A 17,423-nucleotide genomic window follows, 5' to 3' on the forward strand; every position below is an offset into this window, starting at 1 on the left:
CTGCCACACCGGATGTGACCTGCACCGCAGGCCGCCCCGGTCGGGCTACGCGGCGACGGGCTGCTCCAGGACGGCGCGCAGCACCGCGTGCAGGTTCTCCAGCAGGGCGACGTCCCGCAGCGGGGTGCGCCGGTCGGGGCCGACCGGCAGCTTGAGCGAGATGGTCCGCACGGCCGCCTTGTAGGAGGCGCCGTCGGCCAGCCGGGCCAGGCGCATCTGCTTGGACTCCGGCAGGTCGACCGGGCCGACCCGGATGGTGCGGCCCTGCAGCGACACCTCGGTGATGCCCAGCGCCCGCATCGCCACCCGGAACCGGGCGACGGCGAGCAGGTTGAGCACCGGCGCGGGCGCGGCCCCGTAGCGGTCGGTGAGCTCGTCGAGGACCGCCTGCGCCTGCTCCTCGTCCTGGATGGAGGCGACCTTGCGGTAGGCCTCCATGCGCAGCCGCTCGCCGGGCACGTAGTCGTGCGGCAGGTGCGCGTCCACCGGCAGGTCCACCCGCACCTCCACCGGCTCGGCGGGCGCCTCCTCGCCGGTCACCTGCGCCCGGTAGTCGGCCACGGCCTCGCCGACCAGCCGCACGTACAGGTCGAAGCCGACGCCGGCGATGTGCCCGGACTGCTCGCCGCCGAGCAGGTTGCCCGAGCCGCGGATCTCCAGGTCCTTCATCGCCACCGCCATGCCGGCGCCGAGGTCGGTGTTGTTGGCGATGGTGGTCAGCCGGTCGACCGAGGTCTCGGTGAGCGTGCGCGTCGGGTCGTAGGTGAAGTACGCGTAGGCCCGCTCCCGCCCACGGCCGACCCGGCCCCGGATCTGGTGCAGCTGCGAGAGGCCGAAGGTGTCGGCGCGGTCGACGATGAGGGTGTTGGCGTTCGGGATGTCCAGGCCGGACTCGACGATCGTCGTCGCGACCAGGACGTCGTACTCCTTCTCCCAGAAGCCGACCATGATCCGCTCGAGCTCGTGCTCCTTCATCTGGCCGTGCCCGACGGCGATGCGTGCCTCGGGCACCAGGTGGCGGATCTTCGCCGCGGCCTTGTCGATCGACTGCACCCGGTTGTGGATGACGAACACCTGGCCGTCGCGCAGCAGCTCGCGGCGGATCGCCGCCGCCATCTGCTTGTCGTTCCACGCGCCCACGTAGGTCAGCACCGGGTGCCGCTCCTCGGGCGGGGTGAGGATCGTCGACATCTCGCGGATGCCGGTGAGGCTCATCTCCAGGGTGCGCGGGATCGGGGTGGCCGACATCGAGAGGACGTCGACCGCCGTCCGCATCGTCTTCAGGTACTCCTTGTGCTCGACGCCGAAGCGCTGCTCCTCGTCGACGATGACCAGGCCGAGGTCCTTCCACCGCGTCGTCGGCTGCAGCAGCCGGTGGGTGCCGACCAGCACGTCGATCTTCCCGTCGGCCAGCTCGGCCAGGATCTGCCGGCTCTCGGCGTCGGACTGGAACCGCGAGAGCACCCGCACCGTCACCGGGAACTGGGCGAACCGCTCGGAGAAGGTCTTGAAGTGCTGGTTGGCCAGCAGCGTCGTCGGCACCAGGACGGCGACCTGCTTGCCGTCCTGCACCGCCTTGAACGCGGCCCGGATCGCGATCTCGGTCTTCCCGTAGCCGACGTCGCCGCAGATGATCCGGTCCATCGGCACCGTCTGCTGCATGTCGGCCTTGACCTCGTCGATCGCGGCGAGCTGGTCCGGCGTCTCCTGGAACGGGAAGGCGTCCTCCAGCTCGCGCTGCCAGACGGTGTCGGGCCCGAAGGCGTGGCCCTGGGTGGCCATCCGCGCCGAGTACAGCCGGATCAGCTCACCGGCGATCTGCTTGACCGCCTTGCGGGCCTGGCTCTTGGTCTTCTGCCAGTCGGCGCCGCCCAGCTTCGACAGCGCCGGCGACTCCCCGCCGACGTACCGGGTGAGCTGGTCGAGGGCGTCGGTGGGCACGAACAGCCGGTCCGGCGGCTGGTTCCGCCGCGACGGCGCGTACTCGACGATCAGGTAGTCGCGCTGCCCGCCGTTGACGGTGCGGCTGATCATCTCGATGTAGCGCCCCACACCGTGCTGCTCGTGCACCACCAGGTCGCCCGGCTGCAGCTGCACCAGGTCGACGGCGTTGCGCCGGCGGGCGGGCATCTTCACCGCGTCGCGCATCGTCGTGCCGCGCTGGCCGGTCAGGTCGTGCTCGGTGACCAGCGCCAGCCCGACGCCCGGGAAGGCGAACCCCGCCTCGAGGTTGCCCTGGGTGACGTGGGTCAGCCCGGCGTCGGGGGCGGTGGCGACGTCGGGCACCAGCCGGACGCCGAGCTCGGCCTCGGTGAGCTGGTCGGCGGCCCGCTGGGCGGGGCCGGGACCGGCGAAGGTGACGACGACCCGCCACCCGTCGCGGTGCCATCCCCGCATGCGCTCGACGGCGGCGCCCTGGTCGCCGTGGAACCGTTCGACGGACGTGGCGTCGAGGGTCACCTGGCTCTCGTCGTCCTCGGCCTGCAGGGTGAACGCCCCGGTGGTCCACCAGGGCAGGCCGCGGCCGCGGGTCGCGGCCTCGATGTCGGCGAGGTCGCGGAACGACGACGCCCCGAGGTCGAGCGGGGCTTCCCCCGCCTCCGCGGCGGTCGCCCACGACGCGGCGAGGAACTCCTCCGCGGTGCGCACCAGGTCCGCGGCGCGGCTGCGCACCCGCTCGGGGTCGCAGACCAGCACGTGCGTGCCGGCCGGCAGCAGCTCGGTGAGCAGCTGCAGCTGCCCGGGTACGAGCACCGGGGTCAGCGATTCCATGCCCTCGACGGCGATGCCCTCGGCCAGCTTGCCGAGGATCTCCAGCAGGCCCGGGTGCTCCACGGCGAGCGCCGCGGCGCGGGCCCGCACCTCCTCGGTGAGCAGCAGCTCGCGGCAGGGCGGCGCCCACAGCCGCTCGGGCCGCTCGTCCAGCGAGCGCTGGTCGGCAGCGGAGAAGTAGCGGAGCTCGTCGACCTCGTCGCCCCAGAACTCCACGCGCACCGGGTGCGGCTCGGTCGGCGGGAAGACGTCGAGCAGCCCGCCGCGGACGGCGAACTCACCCCGCTTCTCGACCAGCTCGACGCGGGTGTAGGCGGCGTCGGAGAGCGACTGGGCGATGTCGTCCAGCTCGGCGGAATCCCCGGGCTTCAGCTCCACGGGCACCAGGTCACCCAGCCCCGGCGCCAGCGGCTGCAGGACGCTCCGGACCGGCGCGACCAGCACGTCGATCGCGCCGTTGGCGCCCGGGTGGGTGAGGTCGCGCAGGATGGCGAGCCGCCGGCCGACGGTGTCCGCCCGGGGGCTGAGCCGCTCGTGCGGCAGCGTCTCCCAGGCGGGGAAGGTCTCCACCCGGCGGTCGGGCAGGAAGCAGCGGAGCAGGTCCGCCGCCGCGTCGGCGTCCCGCTCGCCGGCCGTGACCAGGAGGACGGGAACTCCTGCGCCGCCACGCGCGGCGAGCGCCGCAGCCACCAGCGGCTGCGCCGGCGGCGGTGCGGTGACGGCCAGTTCGGCGTTCCCGGCGGCGGCGACCACGCGGGCCATCCCGGGGTCGGTGAGGACGACGTCGAGCACGCCGCGCAGAGTCACGCTGTTCTCTCTCCTGGGATACGGGGCCGCACCGCTGCCGCCGAGTGCGGCACGGGGCCCGGACCCAGGTTAATCGGCGAGGCCGACAGCCGCTCCCGGCCGGATCAGGAGGTGCGGGCGCGGATCACGCGGCCCATCGGCTCCTGCGCGTCGATGGCGGCCAGCGCCTTGCGCAGCAGCGTGCTCGAGGTGTGCATGGTGTACGGGAAGTAGTGCACCCGGACGCCGACCTCGGCGAAGTCGCGCTCGAGCTTCTCGCCCTTGGGGGTGCCCCGCCAGTCGTCGCCCTTGAACAGGACGTCGAACCCGACCTCTCGCCAGGTGTCGATCTTCTCGGGGACGGCCTCGGCGTGCACCGCGTCGACGAACCGCAGGCTGCGCACGATCTCCATCCGCTCGGCCAGCGGGATCACCGGCGCGCGCCCCTTGCTCAGCACCAGCATCTCGTCGGACACCACGCCCGCGATCAGCCGGTCGCAGTGCTGTGCCGCGTGCTTGAGGATGTTGAGGTGCCCGACGTGGAACAGGTCGTAGGCACCCGGCGCATAGCCGATCACGGTCACGGGACACCTCCGGTCCGGGAGACGACGCGGCAGGAAGCCCCCACCCATCCTCACCCGCAGTGACCAGCGGGCCGGTGAACCGGCTGGTCGACGGGTGGTACACCGTGACGCTACGTCGCCCCGGTCACCGAGCGTCAGGTCCTGGGGGGTGGGATCACCCGATCGGGAGAGACCTGCGCCCACCCACCGGGTCGGCGGAGGGCGAGCACCAACTGGTCGACAGCCGCGGCGATGCCGGCGACCGCACGCGCGTGGACGGTGATCGACCGGCGGTGCGGGTCCTCCACCTCGAGCCGGTCCGGCAGCCCGACGCGCCCGCGGTGGACGGGTACGAGCCCGGGTAGCGCGGCGAGCCGCGCCGCCGTCTCCTCCCCGTGCTGCGCCGGCCACCCCGCGTCCGCGACCGCGCGGGCCAGCTCGGCCAGCTCCAGCAGCAGGAAGGTGCGCCGCACCGCCGAAGGCTCCAGGGCCGCGACGGCGGAACGGTGCCGGCGCGTCATGACGAGCACCAGGTCCGCGGTCCGGATCTGCGCGGCCGTCAGCTGCCGGGCACCGAAGGACCCGGGGTCCGCCCCGGCCGCACGGAGCAGCTCGGCGACGGGTGGGTCGACCGGCCGGCCCTCGAGCGCGTGGGTTCCCGCACTGGCGATCGTGATGCCCGATCTCGCTCCGAGACGCGCAGCGAGCAACCGCTCGGTGGCCGGCGACCGGCAGATGTTGCCCGTGCAGACGGCGAGGACGTGGGTCACCGCACGACCGGATCGACGGCGAGGACGAGCGGGCGACGCCGCCGGGGGGTCAGCGGCGCTCCCCGGCGACCACCGGTGCGCGATCTCCGGCAGGAGGGAGCACCTCCGCGGCCGGGCCCGCCGGCCGGCCCTCGGCCGACCGCGCGGCCGGCAGACCGGCCGCGGCGGCCGCACGCAGCCGCGCCACCAGGCGGAACCGTCCGCCCGCCGCCTCGGGCTGGGCGTACGGCCCGTAGCCGTAGATCGCGTCGCCGATGCCCTCGCGGAGCATGGTGAGCACCACGCCGATCAGCCGGGCGTCCACCCGGCGCAGGCCCTCGAGCGCAGCGGCCAGCTGGGCACGCCGCAGCCGGCGGCCGGACGCCACGAGGAGCACGCCGTCGGTGTACGCCGACAGGACCTGGGCGTCCGTGACCGGCAGGACCGGCGGGCTGTCCCAGATCACCACGTCGTAGCGCTCCCGGACGCGGGCCACGAGCTCCGCCATGCCCGGCGAGGAGAGCAGCTCCGCCGGGTTGGGCGGCACCTCACCGGCAGTGAGCACGGCCAGACCCGGAGCGCCCCACTCCTGGACGACGTCGTCGAACCTCGCCCGGCCCACGAGGACGGTGGAGAGACCGGCCGCCCCCTCGATGCCCAGCCGGTCCGCGACGGCCGGGCGGCGCAGGTCGGCGTCCACGAGCAGCACGCGGTCGCTGGTCTCGCTCAGCGCGAGCGCCAGGTTCATCGCGACGGTGGACTTCCCCTCACCCGGCATGGCGGAGGTCACCGTCAGCATCAGGGGCCGGCCACCGATCCGCAGGAAGTTGGTCGCCGTGCGCAACTGGCGGTACAGCTCGGCCTGCGGGCTGCGCGGCAGCCGGTCCACCACGAGCCCGTCGGCGGATGCAGGATCGAGCGGGAGCCGGGTCAGCACCGGCGCCTCGGTCAGCGCGCGGACGTCGTCCGCCGACCGCACCCGGGTGTCCAGCGCTTCCCGCGCCAGCGCGGTGAGCAGGCCCAGGACGAGCCCGAGGAACGCGCCGACGACCAGGTTGAGCCGGGTGTTGGGCGAGGTCTGGTGCTCGGGCTCCACGGCCGGGGCGACCACCGAGCTCCGGACCGTCGCGTTGCCGCGCGTGTCCACCGGCGCGAGGTCGCCCACCGCCTCGGTCAGGTTCTCCGCTACCGAGTTGGCGATGGCGGCCGCCTGCACGGCCGACGTGCTCGTCACCTGGATCTCCAGGACCACCGTCTCGTTCGGCGTGGTCACGCGCACCTGCCGCGCGAGGTCCCGGGGCTCGGTCCGCAGGCCCAGCTCCTCGATGACCGGGTACAGCACGGTGGCCGTGGTGGCCAGCGTCGCGTAGGAGGCCATCTGGTTCTGAGTGAAGGTCGACCCCTGGGCGAGCTCGTTGGCGCTGCTGCCCGACTGCAGGGAGAAGAACAGGCTGGCGGAGGCCGTGTAGACGGGGGTGGCGCCGAGGCTCAGCGCCACGCTGCCCCCGAGGGACAGTGCTCCGACGACGACCAGCGTCAGCCACCGCCGGACCAGGACGTCCAGATACGCGCGCAGATTCACACTCGCCCCCCTGCCACCCGGGTATCGAGTGGCCTTCGAAGTGACGAGGGTATCCGGCCAACCCGCTGGTCAGAGGGGACATCATCCGTTGTGGGGACCCCCGGCCACCCGTCCCCCGGCTCCTCCGCGGGGCGCGGCGGACGGGCCAGCTGGGCCCACACGGCCAGCCCCCCGACGAACCACACCAGGGTCGCGTACTGCGTGATCAGGGCGACCGTGGCCAGCGCCGGGACCTGGGCGGCGATCGCGATGGTGGGCGCCGCCGCCCGGCGGAGCGCGACGGCGACCACCGCGGCGCCCAGGAGGACGAGGACGACCAGCAGCGGCATCCAGCCGTAGGTCAGCCCGTGCAGGATGAGGGCGCTGTCGATCGAGCCGAAGGAGTCGAAGCGCACCGAACCATCGGGGCCGCGGGAGAAGGACGACGAGAAGCCCAGGGCATCGATCTCGCCCACGAGGGCGAGCAGGTCGGCCCGGTAGGCGGCGCTGTTCGTGGCCTCGTCCCCGGCCGCGAGGAACACCCGGCTCAGCAACGGCGCGGTGACCGCGAGGACCGCTGCACCGGCCCCCACCAGGAGGACCCGCAGCCGGACGGTCAGCTCCCGCGCCATCAGCACCGAGAGCGCCACCCCGAGCACGGCGGTGACCAGGCCGATGCGGCTGTAGGTCACGACCACCGCGCCGAGCATCACCGCGGCGGCGGTCACCCGCACCCACGCCCGTACGGGGGCGGCCAGGACCAGGGGGAGGGCCAGGGCCAGGCTCGCGCCCAGGGCGATGGAGTGACCGAAGGCGCCCTCGGCGCGGGCCACCCCGCCCCGGATCTGGATCCCGTCCCACAGCGCGCGCAGACCGGGTGAACCGGGGAACGACAGGAAAGGGTTGGTACCGGTCAGGTTCTCGGCGAGCGTGGCGACGGCGAGCAACGAGAACACCACGAGCACGAGGCGCAGCAACCGGTCCCACCCGACCAGCGAGGGCAGCAGGCGACCCACGAGGTACGCACCCAGGTACTGCACCGCGGCCACGACCACGCTGGACAGCGTCGCCGTCCCGACCGCGAGCGGCGCCAGGCAGCCGACCACGAGGAGCACGACCAGCAGGTCGACGGCGGCGAGCCGGCCGCCGAGCCGGCGGATCCGGGGAACGGCGACCGCGAGCACCAGCAGGCCCATGAGGACCTGCGGCTGGAAGTACACCCCGACCGCGATCCCGCTCCAGATGGGCACGAAGCACATCACGCCGAGGTAGCCGGCGGCGAGCAGGATCGGCTGCCGCCGGCTGATCACGAGCAGCAACCCGGCCACCGCGAGGGCCAGCGCCGCCAGCAGCAGCCGGTCGGCGGTCGGGCCGCTCAGGGCGGGGAGGATGCCGCTCATGCGGCCGCCGGCACACGGCTGAGCGCCTGCCGGCCGAGCCGGGCCACCGCGCGCACGTCCCGGCGCACGGGCGCGAGGACGGCGTACAGCAGCGCGACGGCGAGCGCGCCGGCGGCCACCCCGGCCGCCAGCCCGGCCCAGGGCGAGGACCACGGCGCCGCGGCGGCGGCCGACCGGGAGACGACCGAAACCGCGACGAAGACGCCCAGCACGCGCGCGGCGCTGCCGACCAGGGGACGCATCGGCAGCGACGTCGACCGGGAGAGCCACCAGAAGGACAGCGGCCAGGTGAGCAGCGGCGCGAGCGCGTAGCCGGCCGCGACGCCCACGACGCCCCAGGAACTGCCGGCCAGGACGCAGACGATCTTCACCGCGGCCTGGATGAGCGAGTACCGGAGCAGCGCTCCGGTCAGGCCGCACGCCACGTACACCCAGTAGTTCGCGAGGCCGAGGGTCTGCACCGCCCCGGCGACCGCCAGCAGCGCCAGCAGGGGCGCGGCCTCCTGCCAGGCGTCCCCGAGCAGCACCGACACCAGCTGCGGAGCGGTGCCCGCCACCAGGCCGAGGCCGGCGACGAGCGTGTACCCCAGCGCCAGCTGCCCCTGCCCGACGTAGCGGGTGAGCCGCCGCGCTTCGTCCTGCACCGCGGCGAGCACCGGCAGCGCCACCTGGGTGATCGGCGCACGCACCTGCGTCAGCGGGGTCATCAGCAGCTGGAACGCCCGGTTGTAGAGACCGAGGGGACCCGCGCCGAACCGGGCACCGATGACCACGGAGTCGGCGTTGTTGGCCACGTAGCCGATCACCTGCGTACCGACCATGTGCCAGCCGAAACGGAGGAGCCCGCCCATCTCCGCACGCCGCGACGGCAGGCGGGGGCGCCATCGGCCGCCCGCCACGACCAGGGCCAGCATCACGCCGTACTGACCGAGCTGCTGGACGACCAGGGCCCAGTAGCCGGCACCGGCCAGGGCCACCCCGAGCGCGAGGGCGAGGCCGCTGACGGCCGCGACGACGTCCGCGACCGCGAGCCGGCCGAACAGCAACCGACGCGTGAGGTCCGCCCGGTACTGCGTGGCCAGGCCGTTGAGCAGGAAGGTGAGCGCGAGGACCTGCCCGATGCCCACCAGCTCGGGCCGCCCGTACAGGGCGGCGAGGACCGGGGCGAGGCAGAACGCGGCCACGGCGAGACCCAGACCGAGCGCCGTGTTGATCCAGAACAGGTTCCCCCGCTGGCGCTCGCTCAGGGTGCGGGCCTGCACGGCTGCGGTCGACAGGCCGAGATCGCGGAAGATGTCCGCCACCCCGATCACCGCGGTCACCATGGCGATCAGCCCGTAGTCCCCAGGGGTCAGGATCCGGGAGAGCAGCACGACGGACAGGACCTGCACCAGGATCTTGACGCCCTGCCCCGCCACGGTCACGGCGGCTCCCCGCGCCCCGCGGCCACCCAGGCTCCGACCCGCCGGCGCCGAGCCCGGGTCGACCGGCTCCGGCAGGGCCTGCGGACCGGCGGGACCCAGGGTCCCGGTCACCGCAGCGCGCGCAGGGCGGCGGCGGCCGGCTCCAGCATCGCGGCGGCCCGGGCCCGCAGGTCGCAGACCTGAGGGGCCAGCGCGGGCGCCCGGTCGAGGAGGGCCAGCGCGTCCTGCGCCGGCGTGGCGCTCGATCGCAGGTCCACCTGCGCGGTCCAGCCGAGGTCGGCCAGCAACGGCTCGAACTTGCGCGAGTAGCTCAGCGGGATCGCGGGGGTGCCCACGGAGAGCGCGTTCAGGCAGGCGTGCATGCGGGAGCCGAGCACGAGGTCCGCGCCGGCGACCACGCCGCGCACCTCGGCGAGGGAGCCGGGCACGACCACCTCGACGTCGCCACCCACCTCCGCGGCGAACGCCCGGACGGCGGCGATGTCGTTGTCGGGGGACGGCCCGTCCAGCACGTGGGCGAGGAGCGTGACCCTCCGGTCACGGGCCTGCAGCCCCGCGTACAGCTCGCGGACCACGGCCCGGTACGCCCGGGGGTCGACGTGCGGGCTGCCGTTCCAGAGCAGCCCCGAGACGTTGAGGACGACGTCGCGGCCACCGGTGCGCGGCGGCGTGGGCAGGGCGAAGACGACGTCGGTCGTGCGGACGTCCACCCGCCGGCCCAGCTCCTCGGCGCAGTCGGCGCTGCTTCCGTCGCGGGTCATGACCTGCGCCGCGGTGCGCATGCTGCGCCGGGCGATCAGCTCGCCGCGTCGGGTCCGGAAGGGCCCGATGGTCTGCGGACCGAGCACCAGCGGCACGCCGGACCGGTGCACGAACTCACCGAGGGCGCTCATCGCGACGAGGCGGTCCAGGCCGTAGATCTCGGCGAAGCTGTCACCCGAGCGGGTGTCGACGACGAGGTCGAAGGACCGCGCCCAGCCGCGCAGCCCGTGCCGGCGGGTGACCCAGTCGTCCAGCAGGACCCGCGGCGAACCGACCCGGGCCGGCGCCGTCCGCGAGCCGTAGTTCTGGAACTCCACGACGGCGTCCGGCCAGACCGAGCGGACCAGGCCGGCGGTGCCCTCTGCCAGTGCCCGGACACCCAGGTTGGGCGACGTATCGTCGGCCCAGAGGACCAGGACGCGCATGCACACTCCCGGGTGGCGGTCGGTACCTGCACCGGCGGTCCGGCAGGATCTGGTCCTCATCCTGCGGTCGCCGCAGCCGTACCAGGTAGGACGAGGCCCCCGGCCTAACCCCGGGGGGTGACGGGAGGTCCGTGAGCGTTCCCCGGGCGAGGCGGCCCTTCGTCGTCCTCCAGTCCTTCCCCACGCCACGGCCCACGACGAACCCCTACATCGTCATGCTGGGACGCAGCCTGGCCGCGCTCGAGGACGTCGAACTGCACACCTTCAGCTGGCGTCGGGCGCTGCTGCGCCGCTACGACGTCTTCCACGTGCACTGGCCCGAGATCCTGGTGGCCGGGCACAGTCCGCTGAAAGCGCTGGTCCGTCAGGTGCTGTTCCTGCTGCTGCTGGCCCGGGTGTGGCTGACCCGCACGCCGCTGGTGCGAACCGTGCACAACCTGGAGCTGCCGCAGGGCATCTCCCGGCGCGAGGTGGCCCTGTTGCGGCTCGCCGAGCGGCTGACCACGCTGCGGATCCGGCTCAACGAGAGCACCGAGGTCGCCCCCGGCCGGGCCGCCGAGCTGATCGTGCACGGCCACTACCGCGACTGGTTCGACGGCTTCCCCCGAGCCGAGACGGTCCCCGGGCGGATCACCTTCTTCGGGCTGGTCCGGCGGTACAAGGGTGTCGAGCGGCTGGCCGAGGTCGTCGTGGCGACCCCGGACGACCGCATCGAGGGGGGCCTCTCGCTGTACATCGCCGGCCGGCCCTCCAGCGACGAACTGGCCGACGCCCTCCACCGCACCGCTACCGTCGACCCGCGGGTGCACCTGCGGCTGGAGTTCCTCGCGGACGCCGACCTGGTGGCCGAGGTGACCGCGGCCGAGCTCGTGGTGCTCCCCTACCGGGAGATGCACAACTCCGGCGGCGCGCTGACGGCCCTGTCCCTCGCCCGGCCCGTGCTCGTGCCGGCCAACGACGTCACCCGCGCACTCGCCGAGGAGGTGGGCCCGGGCTGGGTCTGGACCTATGACGGCGAACTCGGGTCCGCGGACCTGGTCGGTGCCCTGCGCGGGGTACGGGCACGCGGCGACGTCCCGCCGCCGGACCTGTCCGCCCGCGACTGGGAAGTCGCCGGCCGGGCACACCTGGCCGCCTACCGCCGTGCGGTGGACCTGGTCGGGGGGGGGCCCCCCCGGGCGGGCCCCCGCCGGGCGGGCCCGGCGCGGGGGGGGGGGGGGGGGGGGGCCGCCCCCCCCCCCCCCCCCCCCCCCCCCCCCGGCGCTGCCGCAGCCGGGGGCTCGGCGGTGCGGGCCGGTGGCCCGGTGGGAAGGGGCGGCCGGCGCCGGACCGAGGCACCCGACCGGACCAGCGGGAAACGGTCGGCCGCGCCGCGCAGCCGCTGTGCAGGGTGCTCGACGACCAGCCAGCTCAGCAGCGCCAACGGCACCGTGGCGACCGTGCTGAGCACGATGTAGGGGACGACGCCGGCCTCGTGGGCCCCGAGCAGCACCAGCAGCTGCTGCACCGGGAACGCGTAGACGTACATCCCGTAGGAGATGTCGTTGCGCTTCCCCACGGCGTGCAGCGGCAGCACCGCCCCGAGCCAGAGCAGCGCATAGGCCAGCGGCAGGGCCGCCGCAGCTGGGGGGAGGCCGAGGGCCAGGACGAGGACGACGGTGCCGCCGCTCGCCGCTGCCAGACCCCCGTGTGCGATCAACCGGTCGCGGAACACCGCCAGCACTGCGCCGGCGAAGAACCACGGCGCCAGCGTCAGGAAGGTGTCCACGTCGAACCGGACCCGCAGTCCGAACTCCCACTGCCCGACCGCCAGCGCCGTCAGCGTGATCCACGCCGCGACCACCGCCGAGCGGGTCCACCGACGCCCCACGACGGTGACGAGCAGGCCGACGGCGACGTAGCAGATCCCCTCGTAGTACAGCGTCCACAGCGACCCGTTCCACGCGCCCGGGTACGGCACCGCCTGCGGCGTCGCGCCCACGGCGTAGTCCTGGACCTGCAGGGTCAGGTTGGCCAGCACGTGGTGCATCCCGTCGCCGAGGCGGTAGGGACCGGCACCCAGCGCGCTGCCGATCGGCGCTGCCACGAACGCGACGACGAGCAGCGACCCCAGGTAGCCGGGGTAGATCCGCAGGAATCGCCGCCAGGCGAAGCCGGGCAGCTCGGACGAGAGACGGCTCTGCGTGATGAGCCAGCCGGACAGGGCGAAGAAGCCGGCGACCGCCAGCGTGCCCAGCGGCACCTGTCCCAGCCGGGGTACGTCGCCGAAGCCGCCGATCGGCCAGGCGTGCGCGATGATCACCGTGACCGCCAGCAACAGCCGCAGGGCGTTCAGGCTGTTCCGTCGGCGGAGGAGGTCCAGCAGGAGAGGTGCGCGTCGGTCGATGCTCATGCGGCGCGCGCCCCTCCGCGCCGGCGACGGCGCCCTGGACTCCCTGCGCCGCCCCGGCGAGGGGGCGCGCCGTACTCCTGGTAGACCAGGCCGACCGTCCCGGCCAGCATGCCGGCACCACGGGCGGCGCTGCGCGCACCGCGGGCGCGGTGCCGGACGTCGGCGGTGAGCACCCCGAGCAGCCAGCGCGCCGCGCCACCGAGCACCCGAGCGCCGCCCGCGGCCCACCCCCGCCCACGGGCGAGGAGCCGGTCGCGGCGGCCGCCGGCCAGTCTCAGGTCGACCCGGCTGACCGAGTTGCCCGAACTGAAGGCCCGCCGCAGCACCCACGCCGGGCGAGCCCGCTCCGGCGGCACGACGTCGGTGACAACGGCCTCCGCACACCACACCAGTGCGCCCTGCGCCGCTGCGAGTTGCCGGGTGAACAGGGTGTCCTCTCCGCCACTGAGCCCGAACGCAGGGTCGAACCGGAGCCTGGCCGCCCGGACACGGGGCAGGTGCAGCAGCAGGTTGTTGGTCGCCGCGACGTCGATCGGAGTGCCGGTGGGCAGCCGGCGTCGGTCGAAGAAGCCGCCCGCGGCGATCCAGGTCGGCAGGGGGGCCGGGAAGGTGGAGGTGACCGTGCCGGCCACCGCTGCCGCCCCGGAATCGCGCTGGGTGGCCAGCAGGTGCCGCAGCCAGCCGGGGTGCGGCACCTCGTCGTCGTCGATGAAGACCAGGAACTCACTGCCGTGGGACTCCGCCAGCGCCCGGTTCCGGCCTGCGGCGATCCCCGGTGTCGGCTCGTGGACGTAGGTGACGTGGACGCCCGGTGCGGACGCTCGGGTGGCGTCCTCGACGGTGGTGCGCCCGGTGCCCGTCGGGTCGTTGTCCACCACGAGCACGCGGGCACCCCCGTATCCGACGACCTCGGCCGCCTGCGCCACCAGCACGGGGAGCAGCGCCGCGAGGGTCTCCGGCCGCCGGAACGTCAGGACGGCGACGGTGACGGTGACGGCCGGCATCGTCGTCCCAGCCGGAGTCACCGGGACTCCCAGGTGCGACGCAGCAGACCGGCCATCTCCGCCCGGTAGGTCTCCGGTGCGTGCCGGGCCCGGGCGCGCTGCGCGTCCTCGACCGCCAGCCTGCCCACGGTCGGCCAGTCGGCCACCAGCCCCGCGACCGCGTCGGCCCAGGCGGTCGCGTGGCCGGGTGGCACCGCGCGGGCCGAGGCGTACCCCGCGGCCGCCTCCCGGAGCCCACTGCTGTCGCTGACCACGAGGGGCCTGGCGGCCAGGACCGCCTCGACCGCGGTGTTGCCGAACGGCTCGTCCACCACCGACGGGACCAGGACGACGTCGGCCGCGGCGAGGACGGGCCAGACGTCGGCCTCGAAACCCCGGAATGCGACCTGTCCGTCCAGCCCGGCGGCGGCCACCGCCTCGCGCAGCTCGGCCTCGAACCACTCATAGCCCGGGAACACCCCGCCCAGCAGGTCCAGGCAGGCCGGCACCCCGCGCGACCGGAGCTCGGCCAGCGCGGCGACGGCCACCTGCGGGCCCTTCCGCGCCGACAACCGCCCGATGAACAACAGCCGCACGCCACCGGTCAGCTCCGTCCGGGGCGGCGGCACCGTCGCCGGGGAGGGGATCCCGTTGTGGACCACGGTGGCCCGGCTCTCGATCCCCGGCGCCGATTCGGCGAGCACCTCCAGGCTGAACCGGCTGTTGACCACCACGGCCGAGGCCCAGGAGACCGGCAGGGCGAGCAGTCGGCGGACCAGCGCGGGCGCGCCGCGCTCCGCCTCGTGCACGTGGCAGACCACCCGCCGTCCGGACAGCCAGGCCAGCACGATCCACAACGGGATGGTCAGGGTGCTGACGTAGACGCCGTCGCGGCCCGCGGTGCGCAGCAGCCGCACCGCCGGGAGCAGGCCGGCGACCGCATCGACGAGCAGCCGGAGGGCGCCGACCGGGCGCAGCGCGCTCTTGCGGATCACGGGCATGCGGCAGGTGACGACCTGGGCACCGACCTTCTGCAACGCGTCGGCCAACGGACCGGGCCCGGGCAGCGCCACGACCACCTGGTCGTCCGCGACGAGCGCCGCCACCGACTCCAGGAACACCCGGTCGGAGCCGTAGAGCTCCGACCCCGGGTGGGCGAGCAGCACCCGCCGGGGCTCGCCGGCCGGCCGGCGACGAACCGGCCGGACCAGGGCGGCGAGCCCGAGCAGCGCGCCCTCGATCGAGCCGCGCAGCGCGGCCCACGCAGGCCGTGGGGACTCGACCAGCTGCCGGCGACCGCCGCGCAGCAGGATCTCCCAGCTGACCCGGGGCGTCGCCACGAGCCACCGCAGCAGGTCGGGGCGGGACAGGTTCCGGGCGGCGAAGGTCAGCCGGTTGCGGCAGTTGTAGCGGTAGTAGAGGGCGGATTTCCCGTGGGCCCGCTCCGCGCCGTGCGTGCCACCCTCGTCGTGCACGACCTGCAGGTCCTCGCGGACCTCCAGGTGGCCGCCGGCCGCCAGCGCCCGGTGGCTGAGGTCGACGTCCTCCCAGTAGAGGAAGTACGTCTCGTCGAAGCCGCCCAGCCGGGCCCACAGTTGGGCGTGGATCACCAGGCAGGCCCCGGTCAGCCACGGCTCGGGATCCGGCAGCGGCGGGCGCGGCGAACGGGCCCCGCGGACGCGGCCGTCCCGCAGCGACAGCGTCGACCCGCTGAAGACCACCTCGCCGGTCGAGGAGGTGATCAGCGGGCTGATCACGGTCAGCGGCTGGCGCAGACTGTGCGCCCGCAACTCGGCGATCACCGCCGGGGTGGCGCGGGCATCGGGGTTGAGGCAGAGGTAGGTGACGCAGCCCAGCTCCTGGGCGCGCGCGATCCCCACGTTGGTCGCCGCACCGAAGCCGCGGTTGTCCGGCAGGCCGACCAGCTCCCAGCCACGCGCGGCCGCGAGGGTTCGGACCGCCTCGCGTTCCTGGTCGGTGGAGTGGTTGTCGACCACCACGACGCGGACGTCCGGGCCGAGCCCCGTGGCGCCGGGCAGGTTCTGCGCGAGGAGCCGGTGGGAGCCGAAGTTGACCACGACGACACCGATGGCCCCCTCCGACGCCCCCGGCCGGCTCACGGGATCGGGACCGCTCGCCGGACGGACGGCCGCAACGGGTCCTCGACCACGCCCAGAGCGGCCGGGTCGACCACCGGAGGCTCGTCCTTGACCGCGGTCTCGACCGGGATCCGGTCGTCGGCCAGGTGCTGGGCGAGGTGCAGGAAGCTGGAGAAGTGCGGGCCGAGGAGATACCCGGCCCCCGCCAGCAGGTAGACGTCGGCCACTGCCGACCGCACCCCCTCGACGGAGTTGTAGGCACCCTTGTCCAGCTGGCCGGTGCAGCCCGGGATCGTGCGGCAGATCCGCTCCTGCACCTCGGGGACGTCACAGGAGACGAAGAAGCGGGTGCCCGGCCGCTGCTCGACCATCCGGCGCATCCGGCCCTCGAACCACTCCACCGGCGAGGTGGCCCTGGTCGCCGCGTGCGACACCGCGTGGGCCCGGATCATCACCCCGACGTAGGGCTCACCACCGAGCTCGTCGGCGGAGAAGCGGGTCACCGCCTCGGCGATCGCGTCGACCGGGACCAGGTCGCGGTAGGCCTCCGCCCACGGCCGGGCCTGCGGCGGGAGCTGGATCTCCGAGCCCGTCCGGATCTGCCAGAGGCGCTCCCGGCGCTTGCCGTCGTCCAACCAGTCCAGCGAGGCGTCGACGTAGGGGTAGCGATGCGCCAGCAAGCGCGACACGGCGCGGGGCACGGTTCGCCCCGGGAAGTCCCAGAGGTCGGAGAAGCGCGGGCCGAACAGCTTCCCGGTCGGCCAGACGTAGGCGAACGACCGCCCCTCCAGCTCTGCGAGGCTCTGCGCGCCGAGCACGACCCTCACCCGGTTGCCGAGGCCGGAGTCGTACCCGTTGTAGGCGATGACGGCACCGCGACTGGCTGTGGAGGACATGCCACTCTCTCGATCGTCGTGCGGCGGCACGCGGAGCCGGAAGGCACGCGCGCCGAGCGTGTCCTGTCATCTCAGCCCGGCTCAGGACGCCGCACATCCCCCGGAGTGGGTGACTACGGAGGATGCGGGAGAGAGGTGTCCGGCCAGGGGTCGGCGCTGGTGGCCCACCCCTGGCCCTCGGGTCAGCCCGCCGGGACGCGTGCGATGGCCGGGGTCACGTGCAGCTCGTCGGCGACGATGACCTGGGGGCGGCTCGCCGAGCCGGAGGTGTACCCCTGCAGGTACAGCCCACCGGCACCCTGCAGCTCCACGCTGCTGTCGGTCGCGCTCACCAGCCAGTCCGGCTCGATCCCGGCCACCGGCCACGCCTTGGCCTGCACGGTCGTCGTTCCCGACCCCACCGCCTCCACCCGCACCCGCAGCACGTCACCCGCGGCGTACGTGCCCGGCAGCCGCACCGTCTGCAGCACCGTCTCCGCACCCGACACCACCCGCGACACCGACAGCTGCGCCAGGCCCGTGGAAGCGACCCACAGCCGCGCCCGGTAGTCACTGGTGCCGATCCGGCGCACACCCAGGTTCACGAACGACCCACCACCGGTCGGCGCGTC

At 74.3% G+C, this 17,423-nt stretch carries 11 protein-coding genes and 1 pseudogene; all 12 read right to left on the minus strand.

Annotated elements, in window-relative coordinates; genetic code table 11:
• Positions 1 to 45: 45 nt before the first annotated feature.
• Positions 46 to 3,579 carry a transcription-repair coupling factor gene (gene mfd / locus QOZ88_RS17210; RefSeq protein ID WP_306000939.1) on the minus strand — a complete coding sequence of 1,178 codons (3,534 nt, stop codon included), beginning with the start codon at positions 3,577 to 3,579 and terminating at the stop codon, positions 46 to 48.
• Between the two features lie 104 nt (positions 3,580 to 3,683).
• Positions 3,684 to 4,142, minus strand: a complete 459-nt coding sequence (locus tag QOZ88_RS17215; protein WP_306000940.1) for an adenylyltransferase/cytidyltransferase family protein — start codon at positions 4,140 to 4,142, stop codon at positions 3,684 to 3,686.
• 134 nt (positions 4,143 to 4,276) lie between these two features.
• Positions 4,277 to 4,891, minus strand: coding sequence for an arsenate reductase/protein-tyrosine-phosphatase family protein (locus QOZ88_RS17220; protein ID WP_306000941.1), 615 nt, complete (start codon positions 4,889 to 4,891; stop codon positions 4,277 to 4,279).
• 49 nt (positions 4,892 to 4,940) lie between these two features.
• Entirely contained in the window at positions 4,941 to 6,452 is a 1,512-nt protein-coding gene (locus QOZ88_RS17225; RefSeq protein WP_306000942.1) for a polysaccharide biosynthesis tyrosine autokinase, read from the minus strand.
• Positions 6,449 to 7,831, minus strand: coding sequence for a hypothetical protein (locus QOZ88_RS17230; RefSeq protein WP_306000943.1), 1,383 nt, complete (start codon positions 7,829 to 7,831; stop codon positions 6,449 to 6,451). Before QOZ88_RS17230 ends, QOZ88_RS17225 begins: the two co-directional genes overlap by 4 nt.
• Positions 7,828 to 9,255 (minus strand): lipopolysaccharide biosynthesis protein, encoded by a 1,428-nt coding sequence (locus QOZ88_RS17235; protein WP_306000944.1) that lies wholly within the window; start codon positions 9,253 to 9,255, stop codon positions 7,828 to 7,830. The genes QOZ88_RS17230 and QOZ88_RS17235 overlap by 4 nt, the downstream gene beginning before the upstream one ends.
• Before the next feature lie 107 nt (positions 9,256 to 9,362).
• Positions 9,363 to 10,442, minus strand: a complete 1,080-nt coding sequence (locus QOZ88_RS17240) for a polysaccharide pyruvyl transferase family protein (protein ID WP_306000945.1) — start codon at positions 10,440 to 10,442, stop codon at positions 9,363 to 9,365.
• A 1,135-nt stretch (positions 10,443 to 11,577) separates the two neighbouring features.
• Entirely contained in the window at positions 11,578 to 12,834 is a 1,257-nt protein-coding gene (locus tag QOZ88_RS17245; protein WP_306000946.1) for an acyltransferase family protein, read from the minus strand.
• Positions 12,831 to 13,859: a glycosyltransferase family 2 protein gene (locus QOZ88_RS17250; protein ID WP_306000947.1), complete on the minus strand. Its 1,029-nt coding sequence runs from the start codon at positions 13,857 to 13,859 to the stop codon at positions 12,831 to 12,833. The genes QOZ88_RS17245 and QOZ88_RS17250 overlap by 4 nt, the downstream gene beginning before the upstream one ends.
• Positions 13,856 to 15,937: a glycosyltransferase gene (locus QOZ88_RS17255; RefSeq protein ID WP_306000948.1), complete on the minus strand. Its 2,082-nt coding sequence runs from the start codon at positions 15,935 to 15,937 to the stop codon at positions 13,856 to 13,858. The genes QOZ88_RS17250 and QOZ88_RS17255 overlap by 4 nt, the downstream gene beginning before the upstream one ends.
• Positions 15,934 to 16,812 carry an O-fucosyltransferase family protein gene (locus tag QOZ88_RS17260; RefSeq protein ID WP_306000949.1) on the minus strand — a complete coding sequence of 293 codons (879 nt, stop codon included), beginning with the start codon at positions 16,810 to 16,812 and terminating at the stop codon, positions 15,934 to 15,936. The genes QOZ88_RS17255 and QOZ88_RS17260 overlap by 4 nt, the downstream gene beginning before the upstream one ends.
• Before the next feature lie 182 nt (positions 16,813 to 16,994).
• Positions 16,995 to 17,423, minus strand: a pseudogene (locus QOZ88_RS17265) (hypothetical protein); the annotation flags it as partial.

Source organism: Blastococcus carthaginiensis (assembly GCF_030731085.1).
Classification (GTDB): domain Bacteria; phylum Actinomycetota; class Actinomycetes; order Mycobacteriales; family Geodermatophilaceae; genus Blastococcus; species Blastococcus carthaginiensis.